Origin of the sequence: Curtobacterium sp. AB7 (assembly GCF_044909335.1) — a bacterium.
Taxonomy (GTDB): domain Bacteria; phylum Actinomycetota; class Actinomycetes; order Actinomycetales; family Microbacteriaceae; genus Curtobacterium.
Map to the genome: position 1 here is coordinate 1 of NZ_JBIYED010000004.1, position 20,132 is coordinate 20,132.

Below are 20,132 nucleotides of genomic sequence, written 5' to 3' on the forward strand. Positions count from 1 at the left end.
CAAGGGGGACCTTGTGGGAGAGTAGGACGCCGCCGGACTTACCGTAGTAACACCAGGGAACCCCTGACCAGCACTGGTCAGGGGTTTTCTGCGTTCACGGGTCGCTCGAGCAGGGCGTGACGGTAGCATTGGCGGGTCATGACTGCGCCATTCACCTCTGCTTCCGGGTCCGAGATCCGCGTCCGTTTCTGCCCGAGCCCGACGGGGACCCCGCACGTGGGGCTCATCCGCACGGCGCTCTTCAACTGGGCGTACGCACGCCACACCGGCGGCAAGCTCGTGTTCCGCATCGAGGACACCGACGCCGCGCGGGACAGTGAAGAGTCCTACGCGCAGATCCTCGACGGCTTGCGCTGGCTCCGGCTGGACTGGGACGAGGGCGTCGACGCCGGCGGCGAGCACGGACCGTACCGGCAGTCGGAGCGCACCGCGATCTACGACGACGTCATCGCGAAGCTCAAGGCGTCCGGGCACATCTACGAGTCCTTCGTCACCCCCGAGGAGATGGAGGCCCGCAACAAGGCTGCTGGCCGCGATCCGAAGCAGGGCTACGACAACCACGAGCGGGACCTGTCCGACGACGAGCGCCAGGCGTTCCGCGACCAGGGCCGCGAGCCGGCGCTGCGACTCCGGGTCCCGGACCGTGACCTGAGCTTCGACGACCTCGTCCGTGGCGAGATCACCTTCAAGCAGGGGACGTTCCCGGACTTCGTGGTCGTCCGGCCGAACGGCAAGCCGCTGTACACGTTCACGAACCCGGTGGACGACGCCCTGATGGGCATCACGCACGTCCTCCGCGGCGAGGACCTGCTGTCGTCGACCCCGCGACAGATCGCCCTGTACGAGGCGCTGTACGAGATCGGGCTCGCACCGGCGATCCCGGTGTTCGGTCACCTGCCGTACGTCATGGGCGAGGGCAACAAGAAGCTCTCGAAGCGCGACCCCGAGGCGAACCTGTTCCACCACCGCGATGCCGGCATGATCCCCGAGGGGCTCGTCAACTACCTGGCGCTGCTCGGGTGGTCGATCGGTGCCGACCGCGACGTCTTCTCGATCGACGAGATGGTGGCGGCGTTCGACGTCACCGACGTCAACCCGAACCCGGCGCGCTTCGACCACAAGAAGGCCGAGGCGATCAACGGCGACCACATCCGGCTGCTCGAGGCGTCGGACTTCCGCTCCCGGCTCCTGCCGTACCTGACCGACCTCGTTGCCGACCCGCCGACCGCGGAGCAGACCGAGGTCCTGACGAAGGCGGCGCCCCTCGTCCAGGAGCGCATGCAGCTGCTCGGCGAGGCCCCGGCGATGCTCGGCTTCCTGTTCACCGCTGACGCCGACCTGGTGGTCGAGGACGACGCACTGGCATCGCTCAAGGGCGACACCGGCGCCGTGCTCACGGCCGGCATCGCAGCGCTCGAGCAGCTCGACGACTGGCGCACCGAGGCGATCGAGGGGGCCCTCCGGACGGCGCTCATCGACGACCTCGGGCTGAAGCCCCGGGTTGCCTTCGGTCCGCTGCGCGTGGGGGTCTCCGGGCGCCGGATCAGCCCGCCGCTCTTCGAGTCGATGGAGATCCTCGGCAAGGAGTCCACCCTGACGCGGCTCCGCGCCCTCGCGGCCCGCTGAGCGGCGAACGATGAGCACCGCGGACAGCGCTGCAGGGCCCACGGACGCGCCGAGCCCCCCGGTCGTCCACGACGTCGCGGTCATCGGCGCCGGACCGGCCGGCCTGAGCGCTGCGCTCAACCTGGTGCGGGCGAAGCGCACGGTGCTCCTCGTCGACGCCAACCGGCCGCGCAACGCAGCGACCCTGCGGTCGCACGGCTTCCTGACGCGCGACGGGATCTCCCCGCTCGAGCTCCGGAAGCTCGGTCGTGCCGAGGTCGAGGAGTACCCCGAGGCGACGATCGTGCAGGCCGTGGTCGACCTGGTGGCCCCCGACGCCGACGGCTGGCGGCTGCACGGGACCTGGCGCGGCACCGAGGTGGATGCGCGGGCGCGGACCGTCGTCGTCGCCACGGGGCTGCGCGAGGAGTTCCCGGCACTGCCGATGCTCCGTGCGTTCTACGGCACCGCGGTGCACAGCTGCGTCGAGTGCGACGCGTACGAGAAGGCGGGGGAGCCGCTCGCGTTCATCTGCGAGACCGACGACGTCGTGGACCGGGCACTGCTCATCGCGGCGTGGGCCGACGACCTCATCGTCTACACGAACGGTGTCGCTCCGCTCGACGACGCGGGGCGGGCGCGGCTGGCACGTGCCGGTGTCGTGGTCGACGAGCGGGTGATCGAGGACCTCGAGGGCGACCGGACCGGCATGACCGGTGTCCGGCTCGTCGACGGCCACGTGGAGCCACGGACGGGCGGGTTCGTCCGGCCGACCTGGCACGCCGACCTCGACTGGCTCTGCACCGACACGCCCGGCGCGCCGACCGCTCCTGAGCGAGATGCCCACGGACTCCTCGTCGTCGACCGGGTCGGCCGGACCACGGTTCCCGGGCTGTACGCCGTGGGGGACGTGACCCCTCCCGGGCCGGAGCAGCTCATCGTCGCCGCCGGGCACGGTGCCACGACGGCCGCGGCAGTGCACCGAGACCTCGTGGGTGGTCTCGTGGACCTCCGGGATGCTGTACAGTAGTTGATCGTGCCCCGGACAACGGGGACAGAAGGCCAGCAGGCCTTTTGGGGTATGGTGTAATTGGCAACACAGCGGTTTCTGGTACCGTCGTTCTTGGTTCGAGTCCAGGTACCCCAGCACTCGAAGAACAGCCCCCGGGATCCCCGGGGGCTGTTCTCGTCTCCGGACTCCTGCGTCTCCGAGCCTCCATCGGAGATCCACAGGCTCCGGACTGCGCATCCCGAGGTTGCGCGGAACCGCACGATGCTCCGCGCCCACCCGGGCCGGCCCCGGCCCTGAACCGTCCCCGTTCGCGGGCCGAGCACGCTGGCGGAGGTGCGCCGGGCCTCCCGGTCGGGTTGCGGGACCCCGCACCCCGCGTGACACGGCTCGTGGGCCGTACCGTGTCGGACGTACCGTCGCAGGACCGGCGCGGGACCCGCGGCGGCCCGCCGACGAGCATCCGAGGTGTCATCGTGACCTCCGCCGACCCGCTGACGACGACCGAGCACTGGACCCACCGCGCCGCGATCCCGCTGGCCGACGACCACTCCGTCCTGGACCGCTGGGACCGTGTGGTCGCGCTCCACGGCGACGCCGCTGCTCTTGCCGGGGACGGCCGTCCCTACACGTTCACCGAGGCGGACCGGGCGGCGCGCGACCTCGCCTCGGTGCTCGGGGCCGAGCTCCGACCCGACGACCACAGTGGTGCCGGCGTCGGCGCCGTGGCCGGTGGCGCGTCGAAGCCGGTCGGGGTGATGGCCGGCCAGACCACCGAGGCCGTCGTCGCGATCCTGGCGCTCGTCCGCGCGGGGCGCACCGTGGTGGTGCTCGACGAGCACCTGCCGGCGGTCCGCCTCGGGCACGTCGCACAGCTCGCCGGGGTCGACGAGGTCCTGGCGGACGCCGCACGCGCCGACCTGGCGGCGACCGTCGTCGCCGACCGTGACGGCCGGGTGCACGCACTCGACGAGCTGATCGAACGACGCGGCGAGACCGCGGGCAACGGAACGGAGACGAGCTCTCCGGCCGACGCGAACGGCACCACAGCGGCCGACAGCCGTGCCGGCACCCGCCCGGGCGGCCACGACGCGTTCGCGATCGTGTTCACCTCCGGCTCGACGGGCATGCCGAAGGGCGTCGTCCTGACGCACCGGCAGCAGCTCGCGAACGCCGAGCAGGACGCCGTCGCCCTCGGCACCGGACCCGGCGACCGCCTCGGCGTGGTCCTGCCGCTGTCGTTCGCCGCCGGTCTGCTGTTCTCGTTCGACACCCTGCTGAGCGGCGGCAGCGTCGTGCTCCTCGAACCCCGCGAGCTCGGGGTCGAACGCCTGCTCGCACGGTTCGCCGACGACGGTGTGAACGTCCTCGTCTGCACCCCGCACCTGCTGCGCTCGATCGTCGGCTCGCAGACGGCTCCCGGGGCGCAGGCGTCCGGGGCGGGCCCCGCGCTCGGCGGCCTCCGCTTCCTGATGACCACCGGCGAGGCGGTGACCGGTGCCGACATCGCTGCCGCCCGACCGCACCTCGACCCGACGACACTGCTGCTGAACGCCTTCGGGTCGAGCGAGACCGGCTGCGTGGCGTACTGCCCCGTGGAACCCGCTGCCCCGGTGCCCGAGGGCGTCGTGCCCGCTGGGTGGCCGCTGCCCGGCAAGCAGGTGCTCGTGCTGCGCGAGGACGGCAGCCCCGCCGACCCGGGGGAGACCGGCGAACTCGTCATCGTCTCCCAGGGCCTGACCGCCGGGTACTGGGGCGCCCCGGAGAAGACCGCCGAGCGCGCCGGACGCACCGACGATGGCACGCCGACCTGGCGTCAGGGGGACCTGGCCCGGATCGAGCCGGACGGGCGGCTCGTGCTGCTCGGACGCTCCGACGACGCCGTCAAGGTGCGCGGGTACCTCGTGGAACCGAGCGAGGTCGAGGCGGCGCTCCGCGCGATCCCCGAGGTGCACGACGCCGTCGTCACCGCGCAGGTCGACCCGCCCGCCGTCACGCGCCTCGTCGCGTACGTCGTCGGCCGTCCGGGCCAGCGCACGCCCGCGCCCGCGGCCCTGCGCCTGGCCCTGCGCGACCGCCTGCCGGAGTACATGGTGCCGGCGTCGATCGTGCCCATGACCGAGCTGCCGCGGAACGAACGCGGCAAGGTCGACCGTGCCGAGCTGCCGGGAGCACCGAGCATCGAGACCGAGATGGTCGAGGGCGAGTACGACCAGTGGGAGCTCGTGGTCGGGCAGATCTGGGCCGAGGTGCTGGGCCTGCGCGGCGTGCACCTCGACGAGGACTTCTCGGCCCTCGGCGGCGACTCGTTGTCGGCGGAGGAGATGCTCGCGCTCGTGCAGAGCCGTCTCGGCATCGACCTGCGCTCGTCGGACGTCCTGCAGCACCCGACGCTCCGGGCGTTCGCCCGTCGGGTGCGGAGCGGCACGACGGCGCTGCCGAGCCACCCCGACGTCGTCAAGGTGTCCGGCGCGCGCGAGTCCGGCCGTCCGCCGGTGTTCTGCTTCGCCGGCGGTGGAGCGCTCGCCCTGACGTTCCTGCCGTTGTCCCGCTACCTGCCCGAGCACGACGTGTACGCGTTCCAGCAGCACGGCCTCGAGCGTCGGGGCGTGCCGGACTGGAGCATCCAGGCCAGCGCCCGCCGGTACGTCGCCCTGATGCGCATCGTGCAGCCGCGCGGACCGTACCTGCTGGTCGGCCACTCGCTCGGCGGGCTGATCGCGCTCGAGATCGCCCGGCTGCTCACCGAGAGCGGTGAGCAGGTCGAGCACGTCGCGTTGCTGGACACCTACCTGCCGCGGACCGGGGCCGAGGGGGTCCGACAGCAGTTCGGACGGCTCGAGCCCCGCGAGCACCGCAACCCCGCCGTCCGTGTCGTCAGCCAGCGCCTCGCCGGGGCCGTCCGGCGGGTCATGCCGTCCGGCATGTCGTGGGGCGAGCACGTCGCGAAGCGCGCGCGGGCCTACAGCGCGGGCGTGCTGCGGCACGGTGGGCAGAAGGACTTCGACGCCTTCTTCGACCAGGCCGAGCTCGTCACCCGGCGGCACCACCCGACGCCGTTCCACGGACGGGCGACGTACGTGCTCGCCGATGCGAACCCGGACGCGACCGGCTGGTCCGCGCTGCTGCGCGGGCGGACCGAGACCGTGCGGATCGCGGCCGAGCACAGCTCGCTGCTGCGGGAACCGCACGTGGCCGACCTCGCGACGGCGCTGCGTGCGGCGTTCGCGACGGAGGGCGCGGCCCGGAACTGAGCCGGGTGACGGACGGGAGGCGCGGGGCCAGCTGGCACCGCGCCTCCCGTCCGCCTGTCGGAGCGTCCACGGCACGCGGCCGGCGCGGTGTTGCGGGTTTCCGTATCCGCAGCCGAGTGTCCGCAATGGACCGCACCGCGCATTGACCGCCTGCCAGCCCGCGACGATGGTTGGACACGCGGGGGAGAGTACCCACTCACCTGCGAAGCCGGCGGCGTCGTACCCGCGTCCCGCTGCTCGACCGACGACGGTCACCGTCGTCGATGCGTCATCCGAGGACGCGCCGCTCGTCACACGAGCCACAACCCGACAGCAACCCTGACCCGACAGGACCGCGCCCATGCCCGCACGTACCGTTCGCCCTGCAGACCCGAGGGTCTCCGTCGTCATCCCGGCGCGGAACGAGGCCCGAAACCTCGAGATCATCCTGCCGAAGCTCCCGCCGGTGTACGAGGTGATCCTCGTCGACGGCAACTCCGTCGACGACACCATCGCCACCGCGCAGCGCGTGATGCCCGACATCCGCGTCGTGCACCAGACCCGCAAGGGCAAGGGCAACGCCCTCGCCTGCGGGTTCGAGGCCGTCACCGGCGACGTCGTCGTCATGTTCGACGCCGACTGCTCCGCCGACCCGGACGAGATCCCGCGCTTCGTGCAGGCGCTCGTCGAGGGTGCCGACGTCGCGAAGGGCACCCGCTACTCGCTCGGCGGCGGCAGCGACGACATCACGATCGTCCGCAACATGGGCAACCGTGGCCTGAACATGCTCTGCAACATCATCCTCGGCACCCGCTACAGCGACCTCTGCTACGGCTACAACGCCTTCTGGGCCGACGTCCTGCCGGAGATCGGCCTGCTGTCCTCCGAGCTGCCGAAGCCGTCCGACGGCTCGATGCTCTGGGGCGACGGGTTCGAGATCGAGACCGTGCTCACCTGCCGCTGGTCGGCCGCCGAGCTCGCGATCACCGAGGTCCCCAGCCACGAGAAGCTCCGCGTGCACGGCTCGAGCAACCTGAACGCCGTGACCGACGGCATCCGCGTGCTGAAGTCGATCATGCACGAGCGTCGTCGCGCAGCGATCGGCCGCTCCGAGGTCCGTCGCGCGGCGATGAGCGTCGTGCCGCCGGCCGAGCAGCTGGCCGCCGCACCGCACGCCGCCGCACCCCACGCCGCGTCGGCCGGAGCGCACGCCTCGGTCCACGCGGCCGGGCACGCCCCGCACGCCGCTCCCGTCGCCGCCGTGGCCAGCCTCGAGGAGGAAGTCGCGTGACGACCGTCGCGGTCGTCATCTGCGCCTACACCCAGCAGCGCTGGGGCGACCTGCAGGACAGCGTCGAGTCCGCCAAGCGCCAGCCCGAGGCCCCCGAGGTCGTCGTCGTGATCGACCACGAACCCGAGCTCCTCGCCCGCGCCGCGGCGCGCTGGCCCGAGCTCCGCGTCGTCCCGAACACCGAGGACCGCGGCCTGTCCGGCGCCCGCAACACGGGCGTCGCCCTCACCGACGCCGACGTCGTCGCGTTCCTGGACGACGACGCGACGGCCGACCCGGACTGGCTCGGCCACATGCTCACCGCCCTCGAGGACCCGGACGTCGTCGGCGTCGGCGGCCGGGCCACACCGTCCTGGCCCACCGCCACCGGTGCCGGCCCGTACGCGGACGAGCTCCTCTGGATCGTCGGCTGCTCCTACCGCGGCCTGCCCGAGACCCCCGGCGACGTGCGCAACGTCATCGGCTCGAGCATGGCGTTCCGCCGTGACGCGATCATGCTCGCCGGCGGGTTCCGCTCCGGCATCGGCCGCGTCGGCAACCAGCCGCTCGGCTGCGAGGAGACCGAACTCTGCATCCGCATCGCACAGGCCCGTCCGGGTGCACGCATCCGCCACGAACCGCGCTCGAACGTCTCGCACCGGGTCTCCCCGGACCGCGTGACGATGCGCTACCTGCGCCGTCGCAGCTACTACGAGGGCATCTCGAAGGCCGTCCTGAGCCGACGCGTCGGCACGGGTGACTCGCTCGCCAGCGAGTCGACGTACCTGACGAAGGTCATCCCCGGAGCGGTGCTGCGCGAACTGCGCCACATCGGTCGTGGCGGTGCCCTGCGTGCCTTCGCGATCGTGCTCTCCGTCGCGTCGACCGTCACGGGTTACGCCGTCGGGCGTGTCCTCGGTGGCGTCGTCGTCCGCACCCCGGCTCCCGTCCCGGTCGCACAACCGGTGGGTACGCGGTGACCCGCGCGACCCTGGCGATGGTCATCTCGCCGATCGTGACCGGGGCGCTGTCCCCGACGTGGGACGGCGCCCTGTGGGTCGGCGAGGTGGACCGCGCCGACGTGCACGCGTCCAGCCACCGCGACGTGGTCGCACTCGAGGGCGCCGCGGGCTACCGGCGCGCTCGACTGCTCGTTCGCGACCACGGTGAGCCGCTCGGCTTCGTCGAGGCGGACATCACCGAGCGTCGCCGCATCGGCGGGACGATCGACGTCCGCGCCCTCCAGCGCGCGATCCGGCCGATGCCGGGACCCGAGCGTCGGCCGGCAGCAGGTCTGGTGCTGCCGTCCGTCACCGTGGTGCTCTGCACGGACGGGGCCGCTGGTACCACCATGCGGTCGGTGCTCGCCAACGAGTACCCCGACTTCGACGTCGTCGTCGTCTCGCACGGCGCCGACGACGGCGGCACCGCGACGGTCGAGATCGGCGGTCGGCACGTCACCACGATCGCCGCGCCGACCGGTGGCCTCGCGGCCGCCCGCAACGCCGGACTCCTCGCCGCGAGCGGCGAGGTCGTCGCGTTCGTCGCCGAGGGCGCCGTCGTGGACGGTGGCTGGGTCGCCGCGTTGGCAGCCGCGTTCGCCGCGGACCCCGACGTCGCCTGCGTCACCGGTCTCGTCCCCAGCGCCGAACTGCGCACCCCCGCGCAGCGCTGGCACGACGACCGCACCGCGGCCGGCCGCACCGTCCGCCGTCGGGTGTTCCGCCTCGACGACACCGACGACGCGCCCCCGCACCACCCCTTCGCCGCCGCTGCCTACGGCACCGGTGACAACCTCGCCGTGCACCGCGCGACCGCGCTCCGGATCGGCGGCTTCGACACCGCCTTCGGACCGGGCACCCGCGTCGGTGCCGGCGACGACCTCGACCTCTTCACACGACTGCTGTTCGCCGGATCCGCGATCGCCGTCGAACCGGCCGCCATCGCGTGGCAGCGATCGGCGGACGACGTCGCGTCGCTCCGCGCCGCTGCAGCCGCGCACGGCCACGGACTCGGAGCCTGGATGACCAAGAACGCCATCGACCGCGAGTCGCTCACCGCATCGGTGGACGCAGCGCCCGAGGCGCTCAGCGCCTTCGCACGACTCGGCCTCGAGCAGGGCGACCGTGCGACGGACATCGCCGGCGACCAGCCCGGTGACGCGAACCGCGTGCCCGACGCGGTCGACGCCGAGTTCGCCGCCACCCAGCGGCGGCTGCGCGGGGTCGAGCAGCGCTCGGTCCTGACGGCGCCGTTCCTGGCGCTCGTCGAACGCCTGCGTGGCGGCGGCACGATCGACCGGAACGCCCGTGGTCGTCACGAGCTCCGGCACGGCATGGCCTCGGCCGGTCCCGCCCGCCCGCTCGCGGTGGACGCGATGAGCCCGATCGCTCGACTCACCGCAGCGGCGATCGTCGTCCTGACGCTCCTCGTCGCCGGGGTCGCCGCGATCGCCGGACTCCCGGTGCTGCGGGGGAGCGCGATCGGCGTGTACCTGTTCGCGCTGCTCGGCGTCGCACCCCTCCTGCTCGTCCGCCCGATGCCGCTGGCACGCTTCAGCGTCTTCGCGGTCACGGCGTCGCTCGTCGGCACGATCGGCATCGGCTACACGATGGCGACGTTCCAGCTCTGGAACCCCACGGTGCCGTTCGTCGGGGTCGTCGTGCTCACCGCCGTCGCCCTCGCGATCGCCGTGCCGCGTGACGTCGCCGAACTGCAGCGCGCCCGCCTCGAGCCGGCCGCCGACGGCACCACGGCCCGTCGCTGGACCACGACCGACACCGTCACCGCCGGCTCGGTCGTCGGCCTACTCGTCATCGTCGTCGCCGCGCTCACGCACATCGGCGACCCGGTACCGGACGGGCTGTTCGGGTCGCTCGGGCCGGGCCTGGTCATCGGACTGGCGATCGTCGTCGCCGCTGCCGTCGTCGCCCTGGTGCGCGGTCGCGGACTCGCGATCCCGGTCGTCGTGCTCGGCGGGTCGATCCAGCTCGCACAGGCCATCACCTACGGCATGCCCACCGTGATGGCGGCCGCCCGCCACATCGGCGTGCTCGAGTACATCCGCCGCTGGGGCTCCACGAACCCGGCCGCCGACATCTTCCAGACGTGGTCCGGCCTGTTCGCCGGCGGCGCCTGGGTCGCGGACGTCGGTGGGATCGACAACGCGATGACCATCGCCGCGTGGGTCCCCGTCCTGCTGGCCTTCAGCACGACGATCGCCGTCGGGGTCCTGGCCGCCAACTGGCTGTCCGGCAACCGTCGCCCCTGGATCGCCGCGTTCCTGACCGCGATGACCGGCTCGCTCAACACGACGTACTTCTCGCCGCAGTCGGTGGGCATCCTGATGTCCCTGGTGATCCTCGTGCTGGCAGTCGGCCCGCTGCGACGCACCGCGGTGACCGCAGCCGACGGCGTCCGCTCGACGATCCTGCGGGCACGCCGCGTCGGCCTGTCGCGGATCATCGCGATCACCGTGATCGGCATCGTGCTGGTCGTCACCCACCAGATCTCGCCGTACCTGACGGTCGCCGCACTCGTGACGCTCATCGTGTTCCGGCTGCTCCGCCCCTGGTGGCTGCCCGTCGTGGTGCTCGTGCCGGCCGTCGGCTTCGCGCTGCTGAACGACGACATCCTCGGCAAGTTCCTGTCCCTGGGCGCCGTCGGCAAGGTGCTCGACAACGTGCAGCCGCCGTCGCACGACATGACGGTCCTGCCGAAGCCGCTCGTCACACGGCTCGCGTTCGACATCCCCGCGGCAGCCCTCGTGGTCCTCGGCCTCGTCGCCGTGATCACCGTGCTGATGCGCCGCGACCGCGTGCACTGGGGACTGCTGGCCACGGCGGCGAGCCCGATCTCGCTGCTCGTGGCGACGAACTACGGCCAGGAGGGCATCTTCCGTGTCGTGCTGTTCGCGACACCGTGGATCGCGATCCTGGCGGCTGGGCTCCCGATGCCCAGCGGCCGGCTGGCTCCCGTCGGTCGACTCGTCACCCGTGCGGTGCGGCCCACGGCGGTCAAGGTCGTCATCGCTGCGGCCGCGGTCGCCGCGATGGTCGGGATCGGCGCGTTCGGTCAGACCGCCCTCGACTGGAACCGCGTCCCGACGCGCAGTCAGTCGGCGGCGACGCAGTTCTACGACGCGAACGCGCCGAAGGGCTCCATGATGCTGCTGACCGGTTCGGCGAACGCCGTCCCGAGCAACACCGGTGCACGCTACTTCGACGTCGGGGCGCTGTCCCGCGAGGTCCTCGGGGCGTACCCGGAGCCGGAGGGCTACGACGCCGAGGCCGACGTGTCCACGATGACCCGCCAGCTCGTCCTGGACTGGCCGGCGACGAAGTACTACGCACTGGTCGCCGAGCCCTTCGGCGCCTACGACGAGCGGTACGGGTACCAGACCGACGCCGACTACCAGGAGCTCGCGGCCGCCATGGCCGACTCGCCCTACTGGAAGCGCGTCTTCGGCTCGGGCACCACCGCCGTCTACGAACTGACCCCGGCAGGACTCGCACATGCCACGAACTGAACACCGCACGACCCGGGCCCCCCGGCGGACGTGGCGCACGCGCGCCGCGTCCGCCGGGGCGGTCCTGGGGGTCCTGGCGGTCGTCGTCGCCGTCATCGCCGGACCCGGCGGTGCGATGTCCGCCGACGCACGAGGCCGGAAGACACCGCCGCCGAGCACCCCGACCAGCACGTCGACGCCCACGCCGAGCAGCACACCGACGAGTGGCACGCCCTCCGCGAACGCCGACTGCAGCGCTGGCCGGGTCCTCACGATGGTGGCGCACGCCGACGACGACCTGCTGTTCTCCGGAACCGAGCTCCGCGCCGACATCGACGCCGGCAAGTGCGTCCGTTCGGTCGTCGTCACCGCAGGTGACGCCGGCAAGCCCGCCTGGTACTGGCAGGCCCGCGAGGACGGGTTGATGGCGTCGTACGCGTCGATCGCCGGCGTCTCCTCGAACTGGACCGCCGGGCAGCTGTCGGTCGCCGGCCACACGCTCCGCACGGCGACCCTGGCGACGGCCCCGCGGCTCAGCCTGGTGTTCCTCGAGCTGCCGGACGGCAACATCGACGGCTCCGGCTTCGCGGCCACGGGCGGCGAGAGCCTGGAGAAGCTCTACGAGGGCCAGATCAGCACGATCCACACCGTCACCGGGGCAGCCCAACCGACCTCCTTCTCGCTGACCGACCTGCGCGCGACGTTCTCCGGGCTCGTCACCGGGTACGCGCCGACCGAGATCCACACGCTCGAACACGGCGGCACGTACGGCGACGGCGACCACAGCGACCACCACACCGTCGCGTACCTCGCCGACCAGGCGCAGTCCGCCTACACGGCGACGCACACGTTCACGGGCTACCTCGGGTACCCGATCGCGGACCGTCCGTCGAACCTGAGCTCCGCGCAGACGGCCGCGAAGGCCGCCGCCTTCTTCGCGTACGCCGCGTACGACGGTGAGACGTGCGGTTCCACGTCCGCCTGCGCGTCGCGCCCGGAGGGCTCCTGGCTGAGCCGGCAGTACGCCGTCGGCTCGTCGGCCCAGCCCCCGACGGACCCGCCGACCTCGCAGGGCACCGACGTCACCGCCGGTGCGACCGTCACCGCGAGCGCCGAGAACCCGGCCGACGGTCAGACCGCCGTGAAGGCCGTCGACGGTGTCGTGAGCGGCTACCCGGACGCCCCGACGGCGGAGTGGGCGGCGCCCGGTGGCCGGGCGGGCACGTGGATCCAGCTGAACTGGTCCGTCGGCACGACCCTGCACGAGATCGACCTGGCCGACCGGCCGAACGGCGACGACCAGGTGACCGGCGGCACGCTGACGTTCTCCGACGGCACCAGCGTCGCCGTCCCGTCGCTCGACAACGGGGGAGCCGTGCAGCGCGTCGCGTTCAGCGCCCGACAGGTCACCTGGGTGCGGTTCACGGTCGGTTCCGTGAGCAGCACGACCCGGAACGTCGGCCTCGCCGAGATCCGGGCGTTCCGGCCGGCGGACACCACGCCGACGCCCACGCCCACCCCGACGCCGACGCCGACGCCGACGCCGACCCCCACCCCGACGCCGACGCTGTCGGACGTCACCGGGTCGGCCACCCCGACCGCCGCGTGGGACGACCAGTCCACCGGGCAGACCGTCGCGAAGGCCGTCGACGGCGTCGTGTCGGGCTACCCCGACAACCCGACGGCCGAGTGGGTCGCCCCGTGGGGCCGGACCGGGGTGTGGATCCAGCTGGACTGGGCCGCCTCCCAGCACCTCGGTCGGATCGTCCTGCACGACCGCCCGAACAGCTCGGACCAGGTCACCAGCGGCACCCTGACGTTCTCGGACGGCAGCCAGGTCGCGGTCGGCACCCTGCCGAACGGCGGCGACGCCCTGACGGTCGACTTCACCCCGCGTGACGTCACCTGGGTGCGGTTCACGGTGACGGGCGTCTCGAACAGCACAGGCAACGTGGGACTCTCCGAGATCCGCGCGTGGACGACCGGGTGACCGACGAGCAGGGTGACGGCCAGGAGGCCCGCCCCACCTGGTCGGAACACGTCGCCGACGACGCGGCATCGGCCCACGGCGCCCCACCGGCACACGGTCGCGGCCTGTCCCGGCACCGACCGCCGCGGCGCCCCGGCACCCGCCGGACCGCGCTCGCGGCCGGCGCCCTGCTCGTGGCCGCCGGCATCGTCGCCGGCACCACGACCGCGACCACCACGGCGAACGGTGACGACGTGACCCTCGACGACCCGAGTGGCGTCTCGATGCCGAGCTCCGAGCCCGAGGGGTGGACCCGGGTGTTCGGCGAGGACTTCGCCGACGCCGCCACGAACCGCACGTTCGAGTCCCGGTACTCGGACCGGTTCGTCGCCTACCACGGGTTCGCCGACACCGCGGGGACGGGGCGCTACCAGGCGTCGACCCTGTCGACGCACGACGGCGTGCTCGACGTGCGTCTGCGCACCACGCGCGCCGGGGTGCCGCTGGCGGGAGGTGTCGTGCCGCTCGTCGACGGCGAGTGGGGCGGGCAGACCGCCGGCCGGTACAGCATCCGGATGCGCAGCGACGAGGTCGACGGCTACGGCGTCGCCGTGCTGCTCTGGAGCGACGAGAACCTGTGGTCGGACGGTGAGATCGACTTCCCCGAGGGAGCGCTCGGCGCGCCCGCGTGGCTCAACGTGCACTGCCTGGCCGACCCCGCCGAGAAGTGCATCCACCAGCAGACCGAGGCGTCGCTGAAGGACTGGCACACCTACACGATCGAGTGGACCGCCGACCGGATGTCGTTCCTGGTCGACGACGAGGTCGTCGGCACCACGACGGAGAACATCCCGACCGCTCGGATGCACCTGGTGGTGCAGGCCGGGTCGAACGCCGGGAACCCGCCTGCGGACGCCGCCGGGTCGCTCCTCATCGACTGGATGACGATCGACGTGCCGGCGGACGGTGCCGAGCCGAGCGCGTCGGTGCCGGACGACACCGCGACGACGGTCCCGAACGACTGAAGCGGCACCGACGTCGTCGTCGGCACCGCTTCAGGTCGTCGTCCGTCAGTGCTTCGCGTGCACCTCGAGCGACCGGAGCAGCGCCGCGACGTGCCGCTCCCGGCCGTACCGGTCCCGCACCCAGGCGCGGCACCGGTCCGCCAGTCCGGGTTCCGTCTCGGCCGCGTGCAGCGCCTCGAGCACCTTGTCGGCCAGCGCGCCGGTCTCGGTGGGGTCGACGGTGAACCGCGCCCACTCACCGCTGAGGATCTCGGCGGTGCCGCCCGACGCCGCCGCGACGACGGGTCGTCCGGTGGACATCGCCTCGACGACCACGCGGCCGAACCCCTCGGGCTCGATGGAGGGTGCCACCACGACGTCGGCTGCGTGCAGCAGGGGGACGACGTCGTCGCGCTCGGGCACCACGACCACCGACCCCTCGGGCAGCCTGGCGATCGCGCGCTGCACGGCGGGGGCGTCCTGCGGGTACAGCGCACCCGCCAGGACGAGCACCGGAGGCGGGGCGGGCGGTGTGCCGGGCCCCACGAGGACGCGGGCCGACGCGTGGACGCGACCCCACGCCTCCAGGAGGGCCAGGACGCCCTTCGACCGCGTGAGCCGTCCGTAGTAGAGCACCACGGGGCGGTCCTGGTCGATGCCGAGCGCAGCGCGTGCTCGGCGCGTGCTCGTCGGCGTGGCGGCGGGGAACGCCGCGGTGTCGACGCCGTTCGGGACCACGTCGACGCGGTCCGGCGGGGCACCGACGGCGGTCCAGGCACGTGCCATCGCCGCCGAGACCGCGAGGTACCGGGTCCGGCCGCCGGCGAACGGGCCGAGCCGACGGTAGTTCGGAGCGTGGTGCAGGTGCACGGCCAGGGGGACGCCGGACACGAAGGACACGACGCGGCCCCACGGCAGGAACTCCGGACGGTTCAGCCACAGGACGTCCGGGCGCGAGCGGCGGAGGCGCAGGCCCTCACGGACGAAGCGGAACACGTCCGTCGGGACGGTCCGGATGCCGAAACGGTAGTCGCGGGCATGGCGCAGTCGGACACCGAGCCGGTCGAACACCGCGCGGCCCTCGTCCGGGTCGCCGTCCGGGCCGGCGCGGTGCCACACCTCGACGTCGTGGCCGGCCGCGACGAGCTCGCCGACGTCCTCGACGACGCAGCGTTCGACACCGCCGGTGATGGCGAGTCCGTTGGTGGCGACGACGACACGCAGCGGACGGGGGGCGGGACGGGTCATGCGGATCCTCCGCGAGCGAGTTTCAGGCGGCGGAAGAACCAGGGCAGGCACGCTGCGACGCCGACGATGCGCACGGTGTTCCAGGCGAGGTCCTGCGGCGGGAGGAGCGAGGCCGCGGCGACGACGATCGCGATCGCGATGGCGAGCAGCACACGGCGGCGGGGGCCGCGCCACTCGCGGCGGTCCGGCAGGGAGGCCTGCTGCAGCGCGGCGAGGATGCCGTAGGCGATGACCGTGGCGATGCCCGCGCCGACGATGCCGGTCAGGGGCACCAGCACCAGGTTCGCCGCGATGTTGACGACGCCGGCGACCGCGCCGATGACGCCGACCGTCACCCCGCGGCGCTCGACCAGCAGGAGTCGACCGGTCGCACCGCTCGCGACCACCGGGAACGCGGTCAGGGCGACCACGAAGACGACGACGGTGAGGGACTCGACCCGGTACGACGCCGGCGCCAGGATCGGCAGCGCCACCGGCGACACGAGCGTCACGGCGACGAGCACGGGGGCGAGCAGCATGTAGAGCTCGTCCCGGGCGTGCATGGCGAGCCGGCGGCGGGCCACGGCGTCGCGAAGGGCGGCGAAGTGCGGCGCCCAGGCCTGGTTCGTGAAGGTCAGCAGCAGGATGACCGCGGAGCCGACGACGTAGGCGATCTGGTAGCGGGCGACCTCGTCGGCACCGAGCAGGCGCTGCACGACGAGCCGGTCACCGGCGTTCAGGACGAAGTACGACAGGCTGCCGAGCGCGATCGGGACACCGAGCTTGAAGGCCCGGATCGTGGTGCGGTGGTCGAACAGACCGCGGAGGCGCGGCTTCGTGGCGATGATGCCGATGACCATCGCGGCGCCCTGCGCCACGACCCCACCCCAGGCGTACGTGGTCGCGTCGGCGTGCACGGCGGCGAGGAGCCCGAGGCCGATGATCGACCCGCCGACGGACGACAGCAGGCTCGTCACGGCGAACACGCGGATGCGGTCCTGGGCGACGAGCAGCGCGAGGGACAGCTGCACGATCGCAGCGGGCCCGGTCCAGAGCACGGCGACGAGCAGCAGGGGGTGCTGGTCGACGAAGCCCGCGGCGTCGCCCCAGAGCGGGATCGACACCAGGGCGAACACGGTGACCGTGACCGCGGTGACCATGCCGACGAACATCAGGCCGCGGGCACGCCGGTCGTCGCCGTCCTCGGCGCGCTGCAGCACCGACGCCTGGTCGATGCCGCAGACGGCCACGACCACCAGGGCCTGGTACAGCGCGATCGCCGAGGCCAGCACGCCGAACTCGGCCGGTGGCATCAGGTGCGCGAGCACGGGGGAGATCAGCGAGCTCACGACGAGCTGCATCGACCAGACGACCACGTAGAGCAGACCGCGGCCGAACAGGACGGACGAGCCGCGTGCGACGGCGATCGAGTCCGTGTCGGTGGACAGCGCGCCGGGGGCTGCGGGCTGCACGGACGCCTCGAGCTCGTCGTCGTCGGGCTGCTGTGCCGCCAGCGCAGCCGCCTCGGCCGCACGCGCCTCGCGTCGGGTCTGGGGGACGGTCACTGCGCCACCACCACCGGCTGGTCGTCGGCGGACGTGCGGAGCCCGAAGGTCGCGTCGACCACGTCGAGCAGGTCGGTGCTCCGGGACGTCGAGAACTTCCGGGCGAACACGTACGGGGTCGACTGGTCAGCCGCCGTGCGACGTTCCAGCACCCGGCCGGCGTCCTCGATCCCGAGCCACGGCGGGCTCTTCTGCTTCGTGCCGTCCCACCCGATCCACCAGAGCGGCTGCGCCGCGTGGGCGTCCGCGAAGTCGGGGGTGAACGCCGGGGTCAGCAGGACCGACGGCACGAAGGTCTCGTCGCCGATCCACACCCGCTCCCAGAACGCCACCAGGTCGGGGCGCCCGTCGAACACGTCGACGACCCCCTGCGCGTGGTGCCGGGCCAGGACCTTGAGCTGCGAGCCGCCGCCGAACACGACGTCGCGCGGCACCCGACGGGGGACCGGCAGGCGCAGCATGTGCTTCCGCCACGCCCAGTGCCGGAACCGCACGCGCGACCGACCGCCGTCGCGACCCCACGCGGGGTGCGGGAGTGGCTTCGCCTCGACGAACGACCGTCCGGGGTTCGCCGTCAGGAGCGCCGAGATCTCGTCGGCGTCGGCGAGCGGGTAGTCGCTGCCGGTCAGCAGCGCCACGTGCGTGGCGTCGGTCTGCGCCAGGGCAGCACGGTAGCCGGCGACCTCGGCCGCGACGTTCTCCCACTTCGCCCATCCGGTGCGCATCCGCGGCAGCACGTGCACGCGGTCGGGCAGGCCGGCGGTCATCGCCTCGAAGACGGCGTCGTCGGTGCTCGCGTCGCAGTGCAGGAACACCGGGAACGGGTCGAGCGCCGCCACGAGCCGACGGACGTGCGTCGGGTCCTCGTGGGCGAGGACGATGCACGCGAGTGGCGTGGGAGTGATGGCCATGCCCGCGACGCTAAGCGGGCCCGGCAGCACCGACAAGGGAGGTCGGGACCACCTGCGGGGGAACGGCGGTTTCCCGCAGGCGCCCCCCGATCGAGGGGGATCGCGGGGAGGATCGCGTCAGCGGGCGCGGCGGAACCTCGGGCAGTCGCAGAGCGCGCAGTCCGTGCCCGGACGGTAGTGCTCGTGCGCCGCCTGGGCGTGCCCGCACGTGCCGCACGCGGCGTCGTCGGCATTGAGGTGCACCACGACGAGGTCGGAGGCGTCGGGGTCCGGAACCAGGTGCAACGTCGGGCGCGGACGCCTGGTCAGGCCGAGCCGGTCCATCGTTCGGGCCAGCGGCATGCGTCCTCCTCGTGTCCGGCGGGGACCGGGGTCGCACCGGCGGGTCGACCGGCGTCTCCCGCGAGTCTAGTGGCGGCAAACCGCAGCCTCCCCGCATCCTCCGAGCATCGCGGTTGACCCCCTGTCGACGCGCGCGGAGCATTGCCACGTCCACCCGACCAGACCGGCCCGACGGGACGAACATGACCGACCACACCACCACCGCGGAACGAGCCCTCACGCTCGACCCCGCGATGCCCTCGCCCGACGCCCCCACCTGGGTCGGCGCTGCCTGGGTCGGCGCCGTCGACCGGTCCGCGGCGCTCGCCGCCGACACCGTGCACCTCGCCGGCGCCAGTGGCTTCCGTCGCGCCCGCCTCATGGTGCGCGACGGCCGCGACGTCGCGGGGTTCGTCGACGTGCGCGTCGACGACCGCGGGGCGGTGGACCCGGCCGAGCTGGGACCGGCCCTGCGTCGGTTGCCGGCCCCGGGCCTCCCGGTCGACGCCCCCGCGGACGGCGCACGCGTCTCCGTCGTCATCGGCACCCGCGAGCGCCCCGTGGCGCTCGCCCGCGCCGTGCGCTCCGTCCTCGACTCCGCGTACGACGACTTCGAGCTGTTCGTCGTCGACAACGCCCCCGTCACCAGCGGCACCCGCGACGTCGTGGCCGCCATCGACGACCCGCGCGTGCACTATGTCCTCGAGGCACGTGCCGGCGTCTCCCGGGCCCGCAACGCCGGACTCGCCCGCGCCACCGGCGGCATCGTCGCGTTCATCGACGACGACGTCGTCGTCGACCGCCACTGGATGGCCGCCATCGCCGCCGCCTACGAGCGCGACGCCGACGTCTGGTGCGTCACCGGCCTGGTCCCCAGCGGCGAGCTCCGCACCCCCACGCAGCGCTTCTTCGACGAGCGGGTGACCTGGGCGCGGAACCTCGAGCGCCGGGTGTACCGCACGTCCGCCCCGCCCGCCGACGAGCCCCTGTTCCCCTTCACCGTCGGCGCGTTCGGCACGGGCGCGAACATGTCCGTGCGCCGCGACGCCGTCCGGCAGCTCGGCGGCTTCGACGTCGCCCTCGGGCCCGGCACCCGCGCCCGAGCCGGTGAGGACCCGGACCTGTTCACCCGCGTCCTGCTCGCCGGTGGGGCGCTCGCCGTGGAACCCTCGGCCGTCGTCTGGCACGAGCACCGGAAGGACCGTGCCGCGTTGCGCTCGCAGGCGATCGGCTACGGCACCGGGCTCGGTGCCTGGGTGACGAAGCTCGTGCTGCGGCCCTCCACGGCCTTCGCGGTGCTGCGGCGTGCGGCCGGTGCGCTCCGGCGGCTCGGCGCGCTCGGGCAGGGTGCCGACGAGCGCCCCGTCGACGCGAGCGGCGGCTGGCCCGTCGACGCCGAGTTCACCGAGGCGACGCGCGGGCTCAAGCGCGCCGAGCTGACGGCCGCGCTGGGCGGGCCGTGGCGCTACGTGGCCGGGCGGCTGACTGCGCGCTGAGGCGCGGATGCCGGC

General features: G+C 73.2%; 13 protein-coding genes and 1 tRNA gene. 10 read left to right on the top strand and 4 right to left on the bottom strand.

Annotated features, from left to right (window positions below):
- Positions 1 to 138: 138 nt before the first annotated feature.
- The 9 genes from gltX (at position 139) to ABH929_RS10330 (ending at position 14,618) form a co-directional block, all read left to right on the top strand.
- Complete coding sequence (gene gltX / locus ABH929_RS10290; RefSeq protein ID WP_404561129.1) at positions 139 to 1,626, top strand: glutamate--tRNA ligase; 1,488 nt, start codon at positions 139 to 141, stop codon at positions 1,624 to 1,626.
- Between the two features lie 10 nt (positions 1,627 to 1,636).
- Positions 1,637 to 2,635 (top strand): NAD(P)/FAD-dependent oxidoreductase, encoded by a 999-nt coding sequence (locus ABH929_RS10295; protein WP_404561130.1) that lies wholly within the window; start codon positions 1,637 to 1,639, stop codon positions 2,633 to 2,635.
- Between the two features lie 45 nt (positions 2,636 to 2,680).
- Positions 2,681 to 2,752: transfer RNA gene (locus ABH929_RS10300), tRNA-Gln, on the top strand.
- A 338-nt stretch (positions 2,753 to 3,090) separates the two neighbouring features.
- The gene (locus ABH929_RS10305; protein WP_404561132.1) at positions 3,091 to 5,868 is read left to right on the top strand and encodes an alpha/beta fold hydrolase; all 2,778 of its coding nucleotides are present in this window, start codon (positions 3,091 to 3,093) and stop codon (positions 5,866 to 5,868) included.
- A 340-nt stretch (positions 5,869 to 6,208) separates the two neighbouring features.
- Positions 6,209 to 7,138, top strand: a complete 930-nt coding sequence (locus tag ABH929_RS10310) for a glycosyltransferase family 2 protein (protein ID WP_205462643.1) — start codon at positions 6,209 to 6,211, stop codon at positions 7,136 to 7,138.
- A complete protein-coding gene (locus ABH929_RS10315; RefSeq protein WP_111086028.1) occupies positions 7,135 to 8,097 on the top strand; it encodes a glycosyltransferase family 2 protein in 963 nt (320 codons plus the stop codon). Before ABH929_RS10310 ends, ABH929_RS10315 begins: the two co-directional genes overlap by 4 nt.
- On the top strand, positions 8,094 to 11,645 hold the full coding sequence (locus ABH929_RS10320; RefSeq protein ID WP_404561133.1) for a glycosyltransferase: 3,552 nt from the start codon (positions 8,094 to 8,096) through the stop codon (positions 11,643 to 11,645). The genes ABH929_RS10315 and ABH929_RS10320 overlap by 4 nt, the downstream gene beginning before the upstream one ends.
- Positions 11,632 to 13,614: a PIG-L family deacetylase gene (locus tag ABH929_RS10325; RefSeq protein WP_404561135.1), complete on the top strand. Its 1,983-nt coding sequence runs from the start codon at positions 11,632 to 11,634 to the stop codon at positions 13,612 to 13,614. Before ABH929_RS10320 ends, ABH929_RS10325 begins: the two co-directional genes overlap by 14 nt.
- Complete coding sequence (locus ABH929_RS10330) at positions 13,611 to 14,618, top strand: glycoside hydrolase family 16 protein (RefSeq protein WP_263092015.1); 1,008 nt, start codon at positions 13,611 to 13,613, stop codon at positions 14,616 to 14,618. Before ABH929_RS10325 ends, ABH929_RS10330 begins: the two co-directional genes overlap by 4 nt.
- A gap of 45 nt (positions 14,619 to 14,663) precedes the next feature.
- Here the strand turns inward: ABH929_RS10330 and ABH929_RS10335 are convergent, their stop codons facing one another.
- From ABH929_RS10335 to ABH929_RS10350, 4 genes are all read right to left on the bottom strand, one after another.
- On the bottom strand, positions 14,664 to 15,845 hold the full coding sequence (locus ABH929_RS10335) for a glycosyltransferase family 4 protein (protein ID WP_404561136.1): 1,182 nt from the start codon (positions 15,843 to 15,845) through the stop codon (positions 14,664 to 14,666).
- Entirely contained in the window at positions 15,842 to 17,389 is a 1,548-nt protein-coding gene (locus ABH929_RS10340; protein ID WP_404561138.1) for a lipopolysaccharide biosynthesis protein, read from the bottom strand. Before ABH929_RS10340 ends, ABH929_RS10335 begins: the two co-directional genes overlap by 4 nt.
- Positions 17,386 to 18,300 carry a beta-1,6-N-acetylglucosaminyltransferase gene (locus ABH929_RS10345; RefSeq protein WP_263092012.1) on the bottom strand — a complete coding sequence of 305 codons (915 nt, stop codon included), beginning with the start codon at positions 18,298 to 18,300 and terminating at the stop codon, positions 17,386 to 17,388. The genes ABH929_RS10340 and ABH929_RS10345 overlap by 4 nt, the downstream gene beginning before the upstream one ends.
- Positions 18,301 to 18,417: 117 nt before the next feature.
- The gene (locus ABH929_RS10350) at positions 18,418 to 18,642 is read right to left on the bottom strand and encodes a hypothetical protein (RefSeq protein WP_404561140.1); all 225 of its coding nucleotides are present in this window, start codon (positions 18,640 to 18,642) and stop codon (positions 18,418 to 18,420) included.
- Between the two features lie 182 nt (positions 18,643 to 18,824).
- Here ABH929_RS10350 and ABH929_RS10355 point away from each other — a divergent pair, with 182 nt between their 5' ends.
- Entirely contained in the window at positions 18,825 to 20,117 is a 1,293-nt protein-coding gene (locus ABH929_RS10355; RefSeq protein WP_404561142.1) for a glycosyltransferase family 2 protein, read from the top strand.
- Positions 20,118 to 20,132: the final 15 nt, after the last annotated feature.

Bases quoted from the DNA above. Each gene is read 5' to 3' on its own strand.
- ABH929_RS10310 (WP_205462643.1), top strand. From the start codon at position 6,209: ATGCCCGCACGTACCGTTCGCCCTGCAGACCCGAGGGTCTCCGTCGTC.
- ABH929_RS10355 (WP_404561142.1), top strand. From the start codon at position 18,825: ATGACCGACCACACCACCACCGCGGAACGAGCCCTCACGCTCGACCCC.
- ABH929_RS10295 (WP_404561130.1), top strand. From the start codon at position 1,637: ATGAGCACCGCGGACAGCGCTGCAGGGCCCACGGACGCGCCGAGCCCC.
- ABH929_RS10345 (WP_263092012.1), bottom strand. From the start codon at position 18,300: ATGGCCATCACTCCCACGCCACTCGCGTGCATCGTCCTCGCCCACGAG.
- gltX (WP_404561129.1), top strand. From the start codon at position 139: ATGACTGCGCCATTCACCTCTGCTTCCGGGTCCGAGATCCGCGTCCGT.
- ABH929_RS10350 (WP_404561140.1), bottom strand. From the start codon at position 18,642: ATGCCGCTGGCCCGAACGATGGACCGGCTCGGCCTGACCAGGCGTCCG.
- ABH929_RS10335 (WP_404561136.1), bottom strand. From the start codon at position 15,845: ATGACCCGTCCCGCCCCCCGTCCGCTGCGTGTCGTCGTCGCCACCAAC.
- ABH929_RS10325 (WP_404561135.1), top strand. From the start codon at position 11,632: ATGCCACGAACTGAACACCGCACGACCCGGGCCCCCCGGCGGACGTGG.